The organism is Paenibacillus forsythiae T98, assembly GCF_000520735.1.
In the GTDB taxonomy this organism is placed as follows: Bacteria; Bacillota; Bacilli; order Paenibacillales; family Paenibacillaceae; genus Paenibacillus_AQ; species Paenibacillus_AQ forsythiae.
Map to the genome: position 1 here is coordinate 1 of NZ_ASSC01000861.1, position 1056 is coordinate 1056.

Below are 1056 nucleotides of genomic sequence, written 5' to 3' on the forward strand. Positions count from 1 at the left end.
GACAAAAGAATGGCCCCGATTTTCTTCATTGTTCTCCTTGCCTCCCAGATAATTTAATTTATATGTTGGTTCTGTGATGCCATGATTAGGAATAACCCGTTAGTGTCCAAGATAAGCCATCTTGATTTCTTCCGAATCGGCCAATTCCTTGGCGTCTCCTTCCAGTACGACTCTGCCGGTCTCCAGCACATAGGCGCGGTGGGCGATTTTGAGCGCCTGATGCGCATTCTGTTCAACCAGCAGCACAGTCGTCCCGGCTGCATTCACTTCCTGAATAATCTTGAAGATGTCCTGCACGAGTAACGGGGCAAGGCCCATGGACGGCTCATCCAGCAGCAGCAGCTTCGGATGTCCCATGATGGCACGACCCATAGCGAGCATTTGCTGCTCGCCGCCGGACAGCGTTCCGGCTTGCTGCTTCTTGCGTTCCCGCAGTCTCGGGAATGTATTGTAGACTTTCTCGAAATCGGCTGCCAAATTGCTGGAATCCTGCAAGTAAGCGCCAAGCTCAAGATTTTCTTCTACAGACATATTGGCAAACACGCGCCGTCCTTCGGGACAATGAATCAGCCCCTGCTTGACGATCGCCTGGACGCTCTGGTTCGTAATAGATTTCCCCAAGAATTCAATGCTTCCCGTCTTGGGCTTAAGCAATCCCGACAGCGTCTTGAGGAGCGTCGACTTCCCGGCGCCGTTGGCGCCGATCAGCGTAACAATCTCTCCCTGGTTGACGCTGATGCTGAGGTCCTTCAGAGCGTGAATGGCACCGTAGTAAACGTTGATTCCCTGTACTGTAAGCATAGCCTTTACGCCTCCTGTCCCAAATACGCTTCGATAACCTTCGGATTGCTCCGGATTTCGGACGGCGTACCGTTTGCAATGAGCATTCCGCGGTCGAGTACATAAATCCGGTCGCAGACGCCCATAACAAGCGACATGTCATGCTCGATAAGAAGAATGGTAAGGTCGAACTCCTTGCGAATCCAGGCGATAAGATTCATCAAATCGCGCGTCTCGTTCGGGTTCATCCCGGCCGCCGGCTCGTCGAGCAGCAGC

General features: G+C 52.8%; 2 protein-coding genes. Both read right to left on the minus strand.

What is annotated here, in order from left to right; genetic code table 11:
• Positions 1-99: 99 nt before the first annotated feature.
• Positions 100-801: an ABC transporter ATP-binding protein gene (locus tag L692_RS0126120; RefSeq protein WP_025702836.1), complete on the minus strand. Its 702-nt coding sequence runs from the start codon at positions 799-801 to the stop codon at positions 100-102.
• A gap of 5 nt (positions 802-806) precedes the next feature.
• A partial coding sequence (locus tag L692_RS30305) for an ABC transporter ATP-binding protein C-terminal domain-containing protein (RefSeq protein WP_036725747.1) occupies positions 807-1056 on the minus strand: 250 nt, incomplete at its 5' end.

Bases quoted from the DNA above. Each gene is read 5' to 3' on its own strand.
- L692_RS0126120 (WP_025702836.1), bottom strand. From the start codon at position 801: ATGCTTACAGTACAGGGAATCAACGTTTACTACGGTGCCATTCACGCT.